The 18,413-nt window shown below is 39.4% G+C and carries 15 protein-coding genes and 1 riboswitch; of the genes, 6 read left to right on the top strand and 9 right to left on the bottom strand.

The features are described 5' to 3' along the window. Nucleotides 1-3 precede the first annotated feature (3 nt). Complete coding sequence (locus tag ADS77_RS17230) at nucleotides 4-1,299, bottom strand: hypothetical protein (RefSeq protein WP_054455529.1); 1,296 nt, start codon at nucleotides 1,297-1,299, stop codon at nucleotides 4-6. 178 nt (nucleotides 1,300-1,477) lie between these two features. On the opposite strand from ADS77_RS17230, the gene nhaD reads away from it, so the two are divergent. Together nhaD and lysC are read left to right on the top strand one after the other, a co-directional pair. Next, on the top strand, nucleotides 1,478-2,725 hold the full coding sequence (nhaD, locus tag ADS77_RS17235; protein WP_054205667.1) for a sodium:proton antiporter NhaD: 1,248 nt from the start codon (nucleotides 1,478-1,480) through the stop codon (nucleotides 2,723-2,725). A 115-nt stretch (nucleotides 2,726-2,840) separates the two neighbouring features. After that, a riboswitch (Lysine riboswitch) is annotated at nucleotides 2,841-3,013 on the top strand. Nucleotides 3,014-3,090: 77 nt separating this feature from the next. Next, nucleotides 3,091-4,494 carry a lysine-sensitive aspartokinase 3 gene (gene lysC, locus ADS77_RS17240; protein ID WP_054205668.1) on the top strand — a complete coding sequence of 468 codons (1,404 nt, stop codon included), beginning with the start codon at nucleotides 3,091-3,093 and terminating at the stop codon, nucleotides 4,492-4,494. Here the strand turns inward: lysC and ADS77_RS17245 are convergent. Then, nucleotides 4,471-5,217, bottom strand: a complete 747-nt coding sequence (locus ADS77_RS17245; RefSeq protein WP_054205669.1) for a 4'-phosphopantetheinyl transferase family protein — start codon at nucleotides 5,215-5,217, stop codon at nucleotides 4,471-4,473. The two genes, lysC and ADS77_RS17245, sit on opposite strands and share 24 nt — an antisense overlap. 153 nt (nucleotides 5,218-5,370) lie before the next feature. On the opposite strand from ADS77_RS17245, the gene ADS77_RS17250 reads away from it, so the two are divergent. Together ADS77_RS17250 and ADS77_RS21770 are read left to right on the top strand one after the other, a co-directional pair. After that, nucleotides 5,371-6,693, top strand: a complete 1,323-nt coding sequence (locus ADS77_RS17250; RefSeq protein WP_054205670.1) for a sodium-dependent transporter — start codon at nucleotides 5,371-5,373, stop codon at nucleotides 6,691-6,693. A gap of 232 nt (nucleotides 6,694-6,925) precedes the next feature. Then, a complete protein-coding gene (locus ADS77_RS21770; RefSeq protein WP_231659057.1) occupies nucleotides 6,926-7,180 on the top strand; it encodes a zinc-ribbon domain containing protein in 255 nt (84 codons plus the stop codon). A gap of 154 nt (nucleotides 7,181-7,334) precedes the next feature. Here ADS77_RS21770 and ADS77_RS17255 read toward each other — a convergent pair whose 3' ends face one another. From ADS77_RS17255 to ADS77_RS17275, 4 genes are all read right to left on the bottom strand, one after another. Next, entirely contained in the window at nucleotides 7,335-7,772 is a 438-nt protein-coding gene (locus tag ADS77_RS17255; protein WP_054205671.1) for a hypothetical protein, read from the bottom strand. Between the two features lie 235 nt (nucleotides 7,773-8,007). After that, nucleotides 8,008-9,216 (bottom strand): beta-propeller fold lactonase family protein, encoded by a 1,209-nt coding sequence (locus ADS77_RS17260; protein WP_054205672.1) that lies wholly within the window; start codon nucleotides 9,214-9,216, stop codon nucleotides 8,008-8,010. 1,220 nt (nucleotides 9,217-10,436) lie between these two features. Next, nucleotides 10,437-11,426, bottom strand: coding sequence for a 2-hydroxyacid dehydrogenase (locus ADS77_RS17270; RefSeq protein WP_054205674.1), 990 nt, complete (start codon nucleotides 11,424-11,426; stop codon nucleotides 10,437-10,439). Further along, a complete protein-coding gene (locus ADS77_RS17275) occupies nucleotides 11,383-11,904 on the bottom strand; it encodes a glutathione peroxidase (RefSeq protein WP_054205675.1) in 522 nt (173 codons plus the stop codon). The genes ADS77_RS17270 and ADS77_RS17275 overlap by 44 nt, the downstream gene beginning before the upstream one ends. 122 nt (nucleotides 11,905-12,026) lie before the next feature. On the opposite strand from ADS77_RS17275, the gene ADS77_RS17280 reads away from it, so the two are divergent. Further along, on the top strand, nucleotides 12,027-12,908 hold the full coding sequence (locus tag ADS77_RS17280) for an NAD(P)-dependent oxidoreductase (RefSeq protein WP_054455531.1): 882 nt from the start codon (nucleotides 12,027-12,029) through the stop codon (nucleotides 12,906-12,908). A gap of 84 nt (nucleotides 12,909-12,992) precedes the next feature. Here the strand turns inward: ADS77_RS17280 and sbcB are convergent, their stop codons facing one another. The 3 genes from sbcB to ADS77_RS17295 all read right to left on the bottom strand — a co-directional run bounded on the left by sbcB (nucleotide 12,993) and on the right by ADS77_RS17295 (nucleotide 17,011). Next, the gene (gene sbcB / locus ADS77_RS17285) at nucleotides 12,993-14,438 is read right to left on the bottom strand and encodes an exodeoxyribonuclease I (RefSeq protein WP_054455533.1); all 1,446 of its coding nucleotides are present in this window, start codon (nucleotides 14,436-14,438) and stop codon (nucleotides 12,993-12,995) included. Nucleotides 14,439-14,949: 511 nt separating this feature from the next. Beyond that, the gene (locus tag ADS77_RS17290; RefSeq protein WP_054205678.1) at nucleotides 14,950-15,993 is read right to left on the bottom strand and encodes a methionine synthase; all 1,044 of its coding nucleotides are present in this window, start codon (nucleotides 15,991-15,993) and stop codon (nucleotides 14,950-14,952) included. A gap of 43 nt (nucleotides 15,994-16,036) precedes the next feature. Then, nucleotides 16,037-17,011 (bottom strand): DUF1852 domain-containing protein, encoded by a 975-nt coding sequence (locus ADS77_RS17295; protein WP_054205679.1) that lies wholly within the window; start codon nucleotides 17,009-17,011, stop codon nucleotides 16,037-16,039. A gap of 562 nt (nucleotides 17,012-17,573) precedes the next feature. Between ADS77_RS17295 and ADS77_RS17300 the strand changes: the two genes are divergently transcribed. Continuing rightward, nucleotides 17,574-18,383: a sulfite exporter TauE/SafE family protein gene (locus ADS77_RS17300; protein ID WP_054205680.1), complete on the top strand. Its 810-nt coding sequence runs from the start codon at nucleotides 17,574-17,576 to the stop codon at nucleotides 18,381-18,383. The last annotated feature ends 30 nt before the right edge of the window (nucleotides 18,384-18,413 follow it).

Consider the following 18,413-nt stretch of genomic DNA (forward strand, 5'->3'; position numbering starts at 1 on the left):
CGGTTACTCATTTCCTGTTGATGATTGTGAAGATGCAACAGGGTTAGAATTAAAGGGTGTTGTATTAAAAGGAAAGAGTGAAAAATGTTGTCCTGCGATTTTAACGCGCATTTTTTTATCGCTTTGATTTATTTCAATATCAGTGTCGCTTACTAGCTTTTGATATAAAAATAGCATTTCGTCTGCTTCAAGGTCAGGGTAGCTTTCCCCTAAAAAGCTTAATAATGGTTGTGGTTTTTTACGCTTCGCATTAAAGCGCTTTTTAAAGTTCGCTTTTACATTGTTGTAATCAGGAATATTAGGAGTAACAAAAGCAGGCACATCGTTTTGGTCGGGTAGTTCATATTCACTGTGCTCAAACTCCGTTAAAGTGGCCATATAAGCGATGATATGGCGTTGTTGCCCGAGTGAAAAACGTTGCGTGTCAGATACAAAATGAGGTTGAACTGCACTTAGCATATTATCAACACCATTTTTACGCACCAATCCCAGCACTTTTGCCGCTTGGCGAGTGATCATATTATTGCGGCGTAACTCTTCACGCAGTGGCATCAACATATCTGCACTTTTACGTAAGCTTTCGCGACCCACTAGGTGCATCTCTAAAATGCGGGTGCGCAGTTGCTCTAGCATACGTTTGTCTTGGTAGGCTTTGCCTGAGCGCTCTATGTACTCAATTTGCGTACTTATTTGTGTTTCAATGGTACTAAAACACGCATGAAAATCGCCACGAATATCAACCATCTCAAGCATTGGTTCTATGTACTCGTCAAATGCTTCAATGACGGCTTTATAGCGCTTTTGCAGTGATTGCACTGCGTTATTGGCTTTAGCTTGTTCGACTATGTTTAAAATGGCGTTTTCATTGTGGGCAAATAATTTCATTATTTTACGCACTCGATCATCCATAATGCGGCTAAAGCGGCGCATCTCATCGTAGTCTTCAATGCTACCTGCATTATCTAGGCGGTTGCCTAGGCGTGCTAAATCTTCAACCAATACGCTAATTTCTTGTGCTAGGCCTAAATGCTCTTCCTGTAATAAAAAGGTGGCGAAATCTGCAATGGCACGGTTAATTTCAAGCTGAGATGATTTTGCCAAGGGAATAATAATATCTTGGTTTAAAAGCCGATTGGTTTCTTTATAGATCCGTTCGTTTGACCACGTTGGTTGTTTTTGTTTGATCGCACTTTGTACGTCTTTTAGGCTAAAATCGGCCATTTTAAAACGTTTAAATAGCAGCTCTAACATTCCCCAGTGCTCGGTTAGGGTATTTAGCAACTTTTTAGCTGGGATCATAAAGCTCCAAAAAATCTAATGAGTGCTGTGTACCTGTGTTATTTGGACACAGCAATTACTTATATAATATTAAATTGGCAATAGTTTTACACAGCCTTTGGTGCTAGACTGCGCGCCGTGTCGATTACTGACACCTAGTATACAATTTTTACATTTTTATAAAGGTTGTTCAAACGCCATGGTAACTGCAATTATCCTAACCCTGATAGCGCTTGCATTCGTGCTCATCGTTATAGAGGATATTATCCATGTAAACAAGGCCAAAACCACGCTTTTCTTTGGTACTTTATGCTGGATTATCTTATTTATCTCGCCTTTAAACGGGCAAACCCCCGAAAGTGTACAACACCAACTTGACCACAATATTTTAGAGATTGCCACATTATGGTTGTTTTTAATGGCTGCAATGACCTTTGTTGCCTATTTAAACTCTAAAGGTTTTATCCAAAATATTGTGCACAAGATCATGCCAAGCTCGATTAGCGAGCGAAAGTTAATGTTCTTGATTGGTGGCTTTTCATTTTTATTCTCGTCGATTTCAGACAACATTACCGCGACGCTAATTTCATTGGCCGTTGTTATGTCGTTAAAACTGGACCCGAAAAAACTGATTAAGTACGCAACGTTAATCATCTTCAGTGTTAACTCTGGTGGTGTGTCGTTAATTACTGGTGACGTAACAACCTTGATGATTTTCCTTGATGGTAAAGTCAGTATTGGAAATTTACTACTGTTAATTGCCCCTGCATTATTTAGTGTTGCTTTATTGGCCGTTATGCTGTCATTTGGGTTAAACGGTGCGGTGCAGTTTACTAAGCAAGAAGATCGCCGAATTGAAAAAACGGATATAACCATTGCCGTTATTTTCTTATCGACGATTATTGCAACGCTGACACTCAGTGTGATGTATCACGTACCTCCATTGTTAACGTTCTTGTTTGGTTTATCGTTAATGTTTTTGACGGCGCAATTTTTAATGCGCAAAAAAGACGTCAACAAAAAAATCATCGACTACATTCGTGAAATTGAATACGACACGCTACTGTTTTTTGTGGGTGTACTACTGCTTGTTGGTGCGCTAAAAGAAGTGGGTATGCTAAGCAAGTTTACGAATTTGTATGAGTTAATGGCACCAGAGTATGCAAACTACTTAATGGGTATACTCTCTGCTGCGGTAGATAACGTCCCGCTGACTGCTGCGCTGCTTAAAGCTGAAATAGTCATGAGTCCGCAACAATGGTTGTCGTTCACGTATGCAACTGGTGTGGGCGGCTCAATGCTTATTATTGGTTCTGCGGCAGGTATTATTGCGATGAGTAAAGTAAAAGCACTCACATTTTTAAGTTATTTACGTATGTCGTTGTATTTATTAATAGCGTATACAATCGGTTATATGGGCTCATATTTAGCAGGTAGTTTTATTTAATGACCTTTATTAATTAAAACAACTTGACAGCTAGACGTCTAAACGATAACTTTCAAAGCCCACTTTATGTGGGCTTTGTTATTTTAATTGGCAATTATAAAATGCAATTAATCTAACATTCAGAAGAGGTGCGGTATTTAGGTACTTAATGTGAGGCGACGACTGCCAACGACCATTAAGGAGGGAAATATTCGCCGAGGAAAACAACTGCACGTCACAGTGGTTTTTCGGTTTATGGGGCTGAATCCTCAAAACTGTCACCAAATTAGGTGGAGAGCTTCTGGCAGTGGACTTTTCTTATCGAGCACCCCCTTGCCAAGTTCTTCTTGTATTACCGTGGTTTGAATGCCACAAAAGGAGACGACATGAATACCCAATTAGCTGCTAATAACGCGCAACAGTCAGCACAAAACCAAAAAACAGATCACGTAGTAGCAAAATTTGGCGGCACCAGTGTGGCCAACTTTGACGCTATGAGTCGTTGCAGTGAAATTATTGTAGCCGATAACAATGTACGCGTAGTGGCTGTAAGTGCCAGTGCAGGTGTCACTAATCACCTTGTTGCATTGTGTAAAAAAGATATCTCAATGGGTGAGCGCGCAGAAAACATCACCGGCGTGTTAGCCATTCAAGAAGCTATTTTAAATGAACTATCGCTTGATGCGGACTTAGCCCATGGCTTTGACGAAACTATTAAAGCGTTTCAAGCTTTAGCCAGTGAAGGCGTTAAATCAAAACAACAACAAGATGAACTCCTGAGTTTTGGTGAGCGCTTATCGTCGTATTTATTTACTCAGGTGCTGCGTTTGAATGGTTTAAACGCAATTCGTTTTGATGTGCGCCAAGTATTAAAAACAGACAGCCAGTTTTCAAAGGCTACACCAGATGTAGCGGCCACCGCTGCGGCTGCGAAAGAGCATTTGTTCCCACTATTAGCTGAGCATGTTATTGTCACACAAGGTTTTATAGGCAGTGATGCGCATGGTCAAACGACCACTCTTGGCCGTGGCGGTTCAGATTACAGCGCAGCATTATTGGCCGAGGCAATTAACGCCAAAAGCGTGCATATTTGGACGGACGTGGTAGGTATATTTAGCACTGATCCACGTTTATGTGCCAAAGCAACACCGATTGCGCGCTTAAGTTTTGATGAAGCGGCAGAAATGGCAACTTTTGGCGCTAAAGTGCTACATCCTGCGACTATTTTACCAGCAAGCCGTAGTCACATTAACGTCTTTGTAGGTTCGAGCCGTGAACCAGAGCGTGGTGGTACGTGGATTGAGCGTGAAAAATCACAATTGCCAGGTATTCGTGCAGTTACACAGCGTAAAAACCAGTTATTGCTTACGCTTAAGAGCCCTGAAATGCTATTAGCCAGCGGCTTTTTAGCGCGCGTGTTTACGATTCTAAGCGAGTTTAACATCTCGGTTGATTTAGTTACCACGTCAGAAATAAGCGTGGCTATTACATTGGATAACGCGCCAAATGCATCGCGTCCTGAGCTTGATCAAGACTGTTTAGATAAATTAGCAGAGTTTTGCCATGTCTCGGTAGAGAACAATTTAACGCTAGTGGCGCTGATTGGCTCACAAATTCAATTACGTCAGCACGAAATGAATTTAATGAACGTATTAAGTGATTTTAATATTCGCTTAATCTGCCATGGTGCTAGTAAGCACAACTTATGCTTTTTGGTAGAACAAGCTGAATCGGATCGCGTTGTACAAGCCATTCATAGCCGCTTATTAGAAGTTCAAAACGCCGCGTAATTGGTCGATAGTATTTACCACAGAGCACTGCCAGTCAGTGCTCTGATTACTCACTACACTCACATCAAACTCATTATATTGGCAGCTTACAGCGCGCAAATGAGCCTGCGTTAATTGATCAAACACATTGGGACTAAGCAATTTTGCAATCGGCTGGCTGGTGGCTTTAGCGAGTGCTTCTTTTAAGGTCCATATTCTAAAAAATCGCTCAGCGCCTTGTTGTTGATTTTGCGTTATTAAATTTACTTCATCAGGGTGGTAAAAATGCTTTGCGAGCTTTTCAAATGGGCGCTTTGTGCTTATTTTTTCAATATCAAAACCAAACTCAATTCGCTCAATATTCAGCGCGGCACCGACAAAACCGTTTGAGTGCGACAGGCAACTGCTAAACACGGTGTTACTGCCCGTTATATGTATGAGTAATTTACTGCTAGGCTCGTCAAATTCAGAGCTAATATGATGAGCTGGTAACTTGGCAAACTCTGGGGAGCTTTGTTTTACTAAATACTTAAGCAGCAGTCGAGTAGCTAAATATTCTTGCTTGGCTTTGTTACTTTTACGACGAGTGATCACCGCGAGTTCAAAAGGGCTCAATAGCGTATTTAAATCGAACTTATCAATATTTAAATGCTGGGCATCACATAATAAAATAGTGTGTGTATTGAGTGGCTGCATCGTGTGCTTTGTAATGACTAGTTGCTGCTGAAAAAATAACGCCGGCATAAAATCCACAATTAAAGAGATAAAAGAATAAACATGTTTATATTTTGTGCGAATGTGCACTGGTTATTTAAGCCAAGGCAAATTTATTACTCAGTGACTGTGAAATATGGTTTAATTCACAATAATGAAAAATAATAACAGATTTGTAGATGTATGGCACAATCGCGTGATGGTTTTCAAAGCCGCCTTGGCTTTGTTTTAGCAGCGTCTGGCGCTGCGGTAGGATTAGGTAATATTTGGGGGTTCCCCACGCAAGCTGCAAATCATGGCGGCGGCGCATTTTTACTAGTCTACTTTATTGTAATATTTTTATTGGCATTACCCGCTTTATATACTGAGTTATATTTAGGTCATAAAGCGCAAGCTAATCCTGTAAAAGCACTCAGAAATGCATGGCAAGAGCAAGCGCCACAAGTAGGTGCTGCTGCGGGTTACCTAGGCTTAGCAGGCGCTATTGTGATGCTTAGCTTTTACTCCATTGTAGCTGGATGGATGCTTGCCTACGCGCTTGAGCCTATAGCCCTATTTTTAGGGTTTACTGAAATCAGCACGTTTTTAAAAACCGACTCGATGGCACGTAATTTTATATTTACGCCACTGATGCTGTTACTCACCGCGAGCATTATTCTCAAAGGAGTTAAATCTGGGATTGAAACTTGGTCTCGCAGGTTAATGCCTATGTTGTTGGTTTTACTGGTGGGATTAATTGCTTATATAGCAACGCTTGATGGCGCTAGTAATGGCTTTGCTGCGTATTTAGTCCCTGACTTTAGCCAAATACTCGACCCAGGATTAATTATTGCGGCAATGGGGCAGGCGTTCTTTTCGTTGTCACTGGGTGTGGGTTGTATGATGATTTATGGCTCGTACTTACAGCCTGATGCTAACTTACCGCGTTTAACCGCATCGGTAGCATTGCTAGATACAGGGGTGGCGTTTTTAGCCGGTTTATTAATTATTCCTGCCATTTATGTGGCGCAGCACAATGGCGTTCAAGTATTTAGTGATGGTAAATTGGTGGGCGAAGGGCAGTTAATTTTTGCAATTTTACCGCAGTTATTTAATACCATGGGTGAAGTCGGGTTGTTAGTTGGTTTACTATTTTTTGTATTGATGTCGATTGCATCGCTTACTTCAACAATTTCATCAACCGAAATTCCGGTGGCTTTTCTCGTCGAAAACCATCAAGTAGAGCGTAAACAAGCGACGTTTTTAGTAAGCCTTACAGTACTTACAGCATCATCGTTGATTATTTTTAACTTTGATTGGTTATTCGGTTTAGTGATTATGGTATTAACACAGTATCAATTACCGCTGATGGGCTTGTTTTACTTTATCACTGTGGGTTGGTTATGGCGCCGTGGTAATCAATTGCATAAAGCTGCAAGTGGTGTACGTTATTGGTTTGCACAGTATATTCGTTTTGTATGCCCAATATTGATGACCGCTGTGTTTGCCAATGTCGCGTTTGGTTGATAGTTTAGCCGTCAGCCGTCAGCCGTCAGCCGTCAGCCGTCAGCCGTCAGTTTTTTAGTTTTTAGTTTTACAAACCAAGAAATTGATAATACCCATTGGTGATATTAGGGGATGCGCTATCTATCAGAGACGCGCGATCCCCGTAGCTATCGAACAGCAACGTTATTGTATATACCCACGAAATCTCTACATTGATATATAAAAGCAATGTGTCGATTGTCACAGATCATTTATATTTTTTGCTAAAGAGCAGCAATACTGGTTTGAACAATTAAGGTTTTGGATTGATGCACATGCAATCAAATGCTTTGAATGCAGGAAGAAAAGCCGCGTAATAAATCGGTTGCAAATTAGCTATGCAAACTTAATCATTAAAGAACATAGAACGCCAGAGGAAACCCAATTACTCAAGTCTACAGCGGAACAACTGTTTGATTTAGGTGTGATCAACAAGATAAATAAACTAAACGCTATTCGTAAAATGTAAGTAGACGTATTTAAGGGACCTATGTGATGAAGTTTTAACTTAACCTGTCAGATCCGATTAACTGAGCTTTACCAAAGCTGACAGTCAGAAGTCTGTCAATTGCAGGGATTAAGGGTTTTAATGTCTGAAGTCAAGATTTGACCCCTTCTGCCTTTTATATTGCGTTTTTAGCCAATCCTTGGTTGATTTTATGTTGCATATAAATAACATGGAAAATTGATGTAATAAAAGGATTTAACCAAAGATTGTCACCTTTATTAGAGCCCGCAATTAAATTAATACGATTACGTACCATGATAACCCAAGTTACATCGAAAGCACTAGATATAGCATGAATACCAATTGAGCTTTTTAGAATAGTAAGGTCATGATAATTAGCTAAACTATAAATTAAACTACCTAATGAAATAATAAATAAAACAACGGCTGTTGCAATAAATAAGTTAGGTATTTTAAGTTCGGTATGTTGATTAATTTGGCTTGTGAAACGATAGAGCTTATAAATTAAATACGAGCCTATAGTTAGCACACATAAAATTAGAATCTTAAATACTGAGTCCGTTTCAAATATATCCGAAAATCCTTTTTTCATTTATTCTCCAGAGCTGAAAGTAGACTGAGCCTATGTAGCAATATAACGAGGCTGTAAAATAACTCCAACAGCCAAATTCAATAAAAAACGAGCTCCTGTATTAACTCTAAGCTTTTTTAAAGCATTAGGTAATGCATTTGGAACCCATAAAACAGGCTGTTTTTCTTAAAAAAGAGTAATTCTACAGCTACAACGCTATATTAAGCGGACTAAGGTTTGTTTTTACTTCAGATATCTAAAGTGTCTTTATTTTAAATACAAATAACGAATTACCTTTACCAGTCGCAACCAATAAGTGACGATTATCATCGGTAACAGTTATAGATGAAATTCTATTTAATTTATTATCATGAACACTTAATAATTTATTCTTATAGCTAAGTCGCCCATCAGCACTCGCGCTAAATAAATATAGGCCGCTACCCGACTCCCCAGCTACATATATTTTTAAGCCGTCAGACGATATCGCTAAGCTACTTGCTCCCTCTAGGCCAGATCCGCCAATATCCGAATTATTTATTGCCTGTAAAAATGCATATTGTCCAGTATCCAGTTTGTGAAAAACAACAAGAGAATTACTTCCTGAACAAGCAACATACAAAAATCTTCCATTTGGTGAGACAACCATTTTTTGTGGGTTAATAAATTGCTTCACACCCGCAACGCCATTTTTTAATACTTGTTTCACCAATAAGTCGCCCCTGACACTTCTATCATAAATGGTTAATTGATGACCATCAAAACCTAGAACATATAATTCATTATTTAATGGAGATAAAGCTACTGCAATAGGTTTTCCCAAGTCATTGCTAAGTGGCTTGGCGTCTTTTACTACTCTATTCAAACTAATCTTTTTATCCGACATTATATCTAAAATAGAAATAGCGTTACTCATATAACTTGCAACGTAGAGTTGCTTTTCGTTGGTAGTCTTGACTATATCCCAAGCGCCTAAAAGGCCAAAGTTATCCAGTTCACCCACAGGCACATCACTATCAAATACTCTGTCATAGCTTAGACCGTCACTGATAAATTGACTAAAACGGTAACTCCTATTACTTTTAGAAAATTTTGTTAAGGCACCGTCATAGAATCCAGTAACGACTACCTGATTACCGTGATCAAAATAGGTAACACCAGAGGCGCCTTCTAAACCATTTATGTTGGTAGAGGCATTTTTAAACACTTGGCTGAAGGTTAGATTAAAATTCTCGTCTAAATTAAAAACAGCTAAAGCATTATCGTCTCCACTAGAAACAAAAACCTTAGAATTATCTGAAAGAACTTTAACGCTTCTAGGATTACCTAAACCATCAACATCGTTAACATCATCTTTTAGTATTTGGATGAGCTGAAGACTTTCTATATCACTAGCATAAGTTGCATTGAAGTTAACTAGCATTATAAAAAAGAAAAATGTAATCAGTTTTTTATTGTTAAACATTAACTATAAACTCTCTTAAAAACATAACAGCTTTATCAGAGGACACTTCCTTATTTTAGCCCGAAGACATCCTTATTTTATGAGCTATATTAATAGCAAATAGTGTAAGTTATTGCCAGCTATAAATTTTATACTTACTGTAGGTTATTTGAACTTATGACAAAGGTGAAAACAAAAAAATGAAAACAAAAAAGACAGCCATTTTAAAGTTTGTTAAGTTTTCTTGAACAGAAAACGGCGTAGCAACGTCAGTAACAGCGAGAAACTACTGGCCTAGTTTTTTCACACTCAATTAAAACGTCAACTATTGCCTTAAGGCACTATTTTTTATGTCTGTAATTTAGGTGACTGCGTTTATGGATTGAGCTAAGGAGAATGAAACCGTGATTATGTTTAAAATGTTCACTTGCTGCTGATTTCAATCGATGCGTTTGTTGTTTTACTTCCGATGAAATTAAGATGGGTGTCATTTCAAGTTTCTTACTGTGAGAAATACCCTGATTCTCCCTCTAACCATTTTGATTTAATGGTTCTATCAGAAACTGAATTAATATATGACTGCTCAAAAACGGTTTGTACAAGTTTGCTATTCGAAATTACAATATTATTTTTAATTTTTAATGCTTCAATTTCATATAAATGGTCACACCCAAATTTGCACAAGGGCATTACAATATTTGGGTCTATTCTTTCATTAAAAGAACACTTGGACCTTTTCTTTTTATGCGCAGTGACCAAAGAGCTAACGCTGAATTCATTTTTACATATTGCACATGACTCAACATCTTTGCCGTCAAACAGCCACTTACGTAAAATGTGTTGTTCCTTACGTCTATGGCTTTCTATGTCCGAGTCTGTTCCATTCGAACAAATTTTAAAAGAGCCTTTTAAGCCTTGAGGGTCAAATCTTGACTTCAGACATCAAGCAACCTCGTAGTTCTTCGAATTGAAAGCCTTGAGGGTCAAATCTTGACTTCAGACATCAAGCAGCCTCGTAGTTCTTCGAATTGTAATTCAACCTTCTTATTTTCAATCATTAATACATTTAATCTACCCGTGTAAAACAGGACAGTCACAATTTATGCGCAATACCAACGGGGTTGAAATATATGCCTGTCCTTTTTTGAAGCCGATGTAACTTAACAGGCTTAGCAAAGTTCACGTGGTTGATTTTTTGTGCTTTGGTTTTTAACCTTTTATCTTTGACCTAGCACCTAACCTTATTTAACTTCATTACTCAGCGGCTGGTTATTAGCAAACTCAATCGCGTTATTAATAGTGGTTTGGGCTATTTCAGTCAGTGCTTCTTTGGTAAAAAAACCTTGGTGCCCGGTGACTAATACGTTAGGAAAGCTTACCAATCGTGAAAATATATCGTCTTGCATGATTTCGTCACGACGGTCTTTAAAAAATAGCTCTGATTCTTGCTCGTAAACATCAAGGCCTAAGTAGCCTAGTTTCTTACTTTTAAGTGCGCTAATGCATGCTTTACTATCGACTAATGCGCCGCGTGAGGTGTTAATAAGCATAACGCCAGTTTTCATTTTGCTAAATGCTGTTTCATCAATTAAGTGGTGGGTGCTTTCGTTTAATGGGCAATGCAGTGAAATAACATCACTTTGGGTGAGTAAAGTGTCTATATCGCATAGGGTGTAATTACCCTCTGTTGCATAAGGGTCGCAAACCAATACATTTGCACCAAAGCCATTGAGTATATTAACCAATGCTAGGCCAATTTTCCCGCAGCCAATTACGCCAATGGTTTTTTTAAATAAGTTAAAGCCAAGCAAGCCGTTTAAGTCAAAGTTATCTTCGCGAATGCGGTTATATGCTTTATGGGTTTTACGATTTAAAGTGAGCATTAATGCGATGCAATGTTCAGCAACTGCTTCTGGGCTGTAGGCTGGCACACGGCATACTTTGATGTTATGTGCATTTGCGGCAGCTAAATCAACGTTATTAAACCCCGCGCAGCGCAGTAGAATACATTTAATACCGTTGTGTGCGAGTTGTTTAATGACGGTTTTATCAACCACATCATTAACAAATACACATACCGCATCAAAGCCTTGGCAAAGTATGGCTGTTTGCGCATCGAGCGATTGCTCAAAATGGGTTAATTTGATGTCTGTTTGATCTTTTAAGCAGGCATCAAAAGATGTTTGTTCATACTTTTGCGAACTGAAAAGCGCCATTGTTAGTTGCGTCATTAATTGTGCTCTCTATTACCTGTTTTAAGGTGTCGGGTTTAGTGCGCGGTGCGTAGCGCACGGCTAATTGCCCCTCAGAGTTTATTAGAAACTTAGTAAAATTCCATTTTATGGCACGGTTTTGTGCGATTCCTCGGGTATGTGCTTTTAAATAGTTAAATAATGGGTGAGCTTCAGGGCCATTCACCATTACTTTACTAAACACAGGAAAGCTAACATTAAACTGTTGTTGGTAAAAGTCTTTAATATCAGGGTTATTTATTGGTTCGTTGTAATCAAACTGATTACACGGAAAGGCCAACACAGTAAAACCAAAATGCTTATATTGTTGGTACAGCTTTTCAAGCGCTGTTAATTGCACTGAAAAGTTACATTTACTGGCCGTATTAACAATTAAAATAGTGCTGCCTGTTAATTGGCTCAGATCAAAGTTTTCGCCATTATAAAGTGGGGCGCTGAATTGATATATGCTATCCATAGGTTTCCTGTTTTGTCTCGTCCATGAAGAAATGTAATGAAGACTTTTTCATTCGCTTTTTGTCTATTCGGTTGAGATAATCAAATTATCTTTTTAAGTTACCACTGAAATAGGTCAATTTTATGTCAATGAAAGTCGCATTTATCGGTTTAGGCGTTATGGGGTATCCAATGGCAGGTCATTTAGCTGCTGCAGGCCACCATGTAACGGTATATAACCGCACCACAGAAAAAGCACAACAATGGGCAAAAAAGTACACCGGTGAGGTGGCATTAACGCCTGCAAAAGCCGCTGAAAATGCAGATGTTGTATTTATGTGTGTAGGTAACGATGATGATTTACGCTCAGTTGTATATGGCGCAGACGGCGTGATTGCAGGTATGCAAACGGGCACTATTTTAGTGGATCATACAACAACGTCGGCAGAAGTGGCGCGCGAAGTGTCGGCTAATGCAGCACTTAAAAATATTGCCTTTATTGATGCGCCAGTATCGGGTGGCCAAGCCGGCGCTGAAAATGGCGTATTAACGGTAATGGCTGGTGGCGATGCGGTAGTGTTTGCAAAAGTACAGCCTATCATGGCGGCGTTTAGTCGCTTTAGTCAATTACTTGGTGAAGTGGGCTCTGGTCAATTATGTAAAATGGTCAATCAAATCTGCATTGCTGGTGTGGTACAAGGTTTAGCTGAGGGATTACATTTTGCAAAGCAAGCAGGTCTTGATGGCGAAAAAGTGATTGAAACCATCTCAAAAGGTGCGGCGGGTTCTTGGCAAATGGAAAATCGCTATAAAACCATGTGGGCAGGTGAATACGAATTTGGTTTTGCAGTAGATTGGATGCGTAAAGATTTAGGCATAGCCCTAGATGAAGCGAAAAGTAATGGCGCAACGCTACCGATGACAGCAACGGTTGATCAGTACTACGCTGACGTACAAGCACTCGGTGGTGGTCGCTATGATACGTCAAGCTTATTAGCACGTATTGAAGCACTGCATAAAAAGTAATAGCTTTAATTGTAGCTTAGCGCCTTAAATCATATAGACGAAGGCGCTTTATTTATTAAGATCAAGCCGCTTACCGCTTACCGCTTACATACTCTGTGCGTAGTTATACAACGCTTTTAAAATAGTCAGATTTTTTTCATTATCGTCATGTTCATGGGCCAGATTTTCAAGGGTTACCATAAAATCTTGTGCGCTGATCGAGGGTTGATCTTCACCATGCATTAGCTTGTTTTGGCAATATTGACGCCATTGATCGAGTTCATCTTGATTAAGTGATTGTGGCCAGTTACGAGCGCGGTACTTAAATAGTAAGTTATCGAACTTCTTATCTTCAAAATCTAACTTCATACCGGCTAATTGCTCAGGGCTAGCATCTCGGATAATGGCAAATTTAGCTTTATCAGCATGGCTGGTAAAGCCGTCGTATAGCATGTAATCGGTATTGGTGGTTTTACCGTAATCGGGCTTATCGTTAAACACTTCAGTCACTTTATCGCGCAGTGTTGAATTGGCTTTTAAAATCGCAAGATTTTTTAAGCATTGCTCGCGATCAATACCTAAACGGGCTGCATTTTCAGGTAATAATGTTTTAGCAGGTGCTAAAATAGGGCACTTATTTAAATGCACTAGCTTTAAACCAACGGGTCGTTCATCCTCTGCAAGATCACTGCGCTTGGTATAAAGACGCGTACGCAGCTCTTCAACTGATAAATCCAGTAACACTTGCGGATCTTCCGTTAGGTTAAAGCATACTACCGCGTTTTTATTGGTTGGATGAAAGCTCATTGGTGCAATCCAGCTTGTACACCCTTGTTTAGCAGGTATACGTGACGAGGTATGTACCAGTGGCGTCATGTTAAACACATCTACTAATTCAGCTAGGGCTTTTTTACCACGTAAACCAAAAAAGAAGTTATACAGTTTAGGCTGCTTGTCTTTTATAAGTTTAGCTAGGGCAATAGTGGCGGTTACATCGCTTAACGCGTCATGTGCAGCGGCGTGTTCAATGCCATTGGCAACGGTTAAATGTTCCAGCTTAAAACTTGGGCTGCCATCTTCTTTGAGCGGCCATTCAATGCCTTCAGGGCGAAGCGCATAACAAGCGCGCACTAAATCAATAATATCCCAGCGGCTATTATTGTTTTTGTATTCACGCTCATAGGGGTCGTAAAAATTACGGTAAAAGCTGTAACGGCTTACTTCGTCATCAAAACGAATGCTGTTATAGCCAGCTACGCAGGTATTAGGCACACTAAATTCAGCATGGATCTTGGCAATAAACTCAGCTTCAACTAAACCTTTTTGCATCGCCACTTGCGGGGTAATGCCTGTGATCAAACACGCCTCAGGGTGCGGTAAATAATCAGCCACCGGTTTGCAATATTCAATCAACGGCTCACCAATAATGTTTAAATCAAGATCGGTCCGAATCCCTGCAAACTGGCTAGGCTTATCCTTTTGCGGGCTCGCTCCCCAGGTCTCATAATCGTGCCAGTAAATAGTTGCTTGATTTTGCTCTTGATAAGCCATTTAAAAACCCTTTAAGTTAGCTTGAAACGGTTTAAATGCCGCCAAGTTACTAAATTCATGAATTATTTAGATTATGGCACACGGGCAATGGAGTTTATAGGTTTGAATGATGAAATGATGCTAATCATACTCTTCAGGAGTCGGTAGGGCTCAGTGGTGCGAAACCAACAAAACAGCAGAAGGAATTTACACATAAAAGCGCATAGTCTAGGTTACACACCTCGCGTCGCGATTAAATCGCCCCTAGATTGAATAAATTTCAATCCACAAAGGTCAACACGCGCTAATATCACTGGGGGGTTGGAGTAATTGGGATAAAATAATAACTTAATTCGGCTAGAAGAAATGTTGTTCTATATTGTATTACTATTAATTTTAGCCAATCAGTGGCTATTTTTATTTCAAAGTAAGTTTAGAAGCCTCGTAAAAATGAGGCTTCGTTTTAAATAAATAGAGCATTTACTTGCGTTGAATCAGAACAAACCTAAAGGCAACTCTATTATCATTGCGTCTAAGCTGAAAGCTCTTTTCTGACTATCTCTGCACCTGCACTTAAGGCATCTAGTTTCCCTTTTGCTACGTGATGAGGTAGCGGGGCCATGCCGCAGTTGGTACAAGGGTAGAGCTTGTCGGCATCAACATATTTAAGTGCTTTGCGCAGGGTGGCTGCTACTTCTTCTGGTGTTTCAATGGTATTGGTTGCAACGTCAATCGCGCCTACCATTACTTTTTTACCGCGAATGAGTTCAAGCAACTCAATTGGTACATGAGAGTTGTGACACTCTAGTGAGATAATATCGATATTAGACTTTTGCAGTTTTGGAAAAGCCTCTTCATATTGTCGCCATTCAGAGCCCAAGGTTTTTTTCCAATCAGTGTTGGCTTTAATGCCATAACCGTAACAAATATGGACTGCTGTTTCGCATTTAAGGCCTTCAATCGCTCTTTCTAAACAGGCGATACCCCATTCATTGACTTCATCAAAAAATACATTAAATGCAGGCTCATCAAATTGGATAATATCTACACCTGCCGCTTCTAATTCTTTGGCTTCTTGGTTGAGAATTTTAGCAAATTCCCATGCAAGCTTTTCTCGACTTTTATAGTGGTCATCGTAGAGTGTATCTATCATCGTCATAGGTCCTGGCAGGGCCCATTTAATTGGCTGATTGGTTTGCTTGCGTAAAAACTTGGCATCTTCAACAAATACAGGCTTTTGGCGACTAACAGGGCCTACAACTGTTGGTACACTGGCATCATAGCGATCGCGAATTTTAACGGTTTTACGTTTTTCAAAGTCAACACCGTTGAGGTGCTCAATAAATGTGGTTACAAAGTGTTGGCGTGTTTGTTCGCCATCACTCACAATATCAATACCTGCATGTTGTTGATCTTGTAATGACAAACGTAGCGCATCCTGTTTGCCTGCAATTAATTCATCGCCTTGTAATTTCCAAGGTGACCAAAGCGTTTCTGGCTCTGCAAGCCAAGCAGGTTTAGGTAAACTGCCTGCGGTTGAAGTGGGTAATAGTGTGTTATTAGTCTGTGTTTTCATAATAAATAATGCCGTAAATTTGGATTGATTTTCAACCGAGCAATTAAGCGTAGCTAGCAGACCACTGTTCAAGCACAGTTTGGTATGGTTTGATAAATTTTTCTTCGGCAAACTTTCCTTGCTCATTAGCGAGTTTGCTGCGCTCTTCTCGATCATAAACAATTTGTGTTAATGAATGATCTAAGTTCTTTAGGTTTGGTTGATACGCTTTTCCTGCAGCTGCATTGGCATTATATATTTCAGGGCGGTAGATTTTTTGAAAGGTGCCCATTGTGCTTATGGTACTGATAAGCTCAAGGCTCGTGTAGTCATTAAGCAAATCACCAAAGAAATAAAATGCCAAAGGCGCTACACTGTTTGCAGGCATAAAATAGCGAACTTGCAGGCCCATTTTTTTGAAATATTGCTCAGTTAAAGACGACTCATTTGGCTGATACTCAACACCTAATACTGGGTGCTGATTTTCAGTTTGATGATACGTTTTATTATCCGATACACTTAGGCAGATAACCGGCGGTTTACTAAAGTTTTGTTTGTAAACAGCTGAATTTACAAAGTATTGAAAGAGCTTGCCATGCAATTCGCCAAAATTATCTGGAATGCTAAATTGTGGTTGATCTTTATTATGTTCTTGTAGCAATACGCTAAAATCATAATCGCGTACATAAGAAGAAAAGTTATTTCCTACAATGCCTTCAATGCGTTTATTTGTTTTATGGTCAACAATATTCGTTTTCAATACTTCAATTGATGGGAAAGTTTGGCCACTGCCTTCAATGTCCATATCAACAGAAATAATTTCAAGTTCAACAGAATAGCGATCGCCTTTAGGGTTATCCCAATTTGCTAAGGCATTAAAACTGTTGTCAATCATCTTTAAAGCGTTGCGTAAGTTAGCTTGGCGGTGACTACCTCTGGCCAAATTAGCAAAGTTAGTGGTGATACGGGTATTGTCTGATGGGTGATAATCTTCATCAAGACAAATGCTCTTAATAGTAAATGTGAAGTCTTTATTCATGGTGATCTAGTATCCAATTGTCTGATTTAAAACTGAGTTTATGGGTTACGCTTGCTGGACTTTCCAATCAATTTTTATGATTTAATTAGTTAGCAACCATCACAGCCTTTTTGTTTACGCCCAATGAAGGGGTGGCTATATGTTGTCTAGCGCTAAGCGTTGAGTAATTTATACGTGGATCGGTACATGAAGAAAAACGGTTTTATTTCACATAAAACATGAGCCATATTCATTGCTTATTATAATTTTGCGATGTTACTTAATAGCGATTCATCGAATTGGATAAAACGCTAAAAATCTCACAAGGATTTCTGAACTTCTAGACTTCTAGATGTTTAATGTGTGTTTATTTCATGTAAAACATGAAGAATATTCAGGGCTCATTTTAGTCAAAAGAGTGAGCGGGGCGTGGTTATATTGATATACTCGCGGCGTATGTAATGAGCTTAAAAGTTAACCTTAATTTAGCTTAAGTCCTTTACAATTGAGCAATTATGTTACTGCGTAAAACACTGCAATTATGTCATGTAGTAGTCCCTAAATATAATAAGAGAAGAATAGAATGAGTGAATTGATGTTGTTAATTTTATACTGCGCGATATTAGGCAGCGGCGTAGGTTTTTTAGCAGGGCTGTTAGGCATTGGCGGTGGGCTTGTCATTGTCCCAATATTAAGCAGTATTTTACTTTATTTAGCTATTTTACCTGCTGAACAGGTTGTTATCGTTGCAATTGCAACATCATTGGCGTCAATATTATTCACCTCAACGTCGTCAGCAATAGCGCATCATAAAAATGGCAATGTACCTTGGGAACTTGCCCCTTGGATAATGACAGGGGTTGCTTTTGGCGCGCTTATCAGTGGTTTTTTAGCCGCATTATTACCAGAGGCAACCGTGCGTATTGTGTTTGCAGTGAGCGTGACACTGATTGCGTTGAAGATGTTTTTAAGCAGTAAAAGTGATTCCCCTGTTGAGCGTAAAATGCCTAACAAAGGCCTGTTAACCTTTTTTACAACGATTACAGGCGGCTTGTCAGCCATGATTGGGATTGGCGGTGGCGCACTTCTAGTGCCACTATTGACGTTTTTCTCACTCGATATGAAAAAAGCGATAGGATGTGCTTCTGCCTGCGGTATTGTCATCGCATTATTTGGATCGATAGGTTATATCAGCTCAGGCAGTAGTCATTTTGCTTTAGAAGATGGGTTTGCTGGGTTTGTATATTTACCTGCTTTATTCGGTATTATTTGCACGTCTTGGTTTACGGCGCCTCTAGGTGCCAAAGCAACACATCATCTACCTGTACCAATGATCAAAAAAATCTTTGCAGTATTATTGTTAGTGATGGCTGCAAATATGATGTTTAATTAAAGTATAGATAGAATGGTTAGAATACATAGA

It is taken from the genome of Pseudoalteromonas porphyrae, assembly GCF_001298125.1.
GTDB classification, from domain to species: Bacteria; Pseudomonadota; Gammaproteobacteria; order Enterobacterales; family Alteromonadaceae; genus Pseudoalteromonas; species Pseudoalteromonas neustonica.